Origin of the sequence: Micromonospora sp. NPDC049114 (genome assembly GCF_040648635.1) — a bacterium.
In the GTDB taxonomy this organism is placed as follows: Bacteria; Actinomycetota; Actinomycetes; order Mycobacteriales; family Micromonosporaceae; genus Micromonospora.
In genome coordinates this window covers 1-435 of record NZ_JBEZEA010000003.1, presented here as the reverse complement: position 1 = coordinate 435, position 435 = coordinate 1, and positions in this window count along the sequence as shown.

Sequence of the window (435 nt, the reverse complement as noted above, 5' to 3'; positions counted from 1 at the left end):
CGACCTATCCCGGCTCCGGGCGGTCAGGCTTGATCCCTGCGCCGGGCACGGTCGCCCCCAGCCCGCGATGGTCGCCGTCGGTGCCTTCGGGGGCTGGCGCGGCCGGTTCGTGGCCTGTGCTGGGCGGTGGCCCTCCTTGATCGACTCGGGTTTCCGGAAGTCGGGGTGTCGTGGGTGCCGGGACAGGCCGACTTCCTGGATGCCGAGTTGATCAAGTCGTTCTCCCCGGTCAAGGCCCCCGGAAGCGGCGCGAGCCGCGAGCATTCACCCTTTTTGTCCGCCGTGTTGGGTGAAGCGGCACGTACACCGGGGTGCGCCGGCATGATCGACTCCATTTCGCCGATGCGGCGGTATTCGAGCGCCTCGGACACCGCCACATCGGCGATATCGAGTGGATCATGCGCTCGGGCCAGGCCAAGGTCCCGGCCGGGGGGG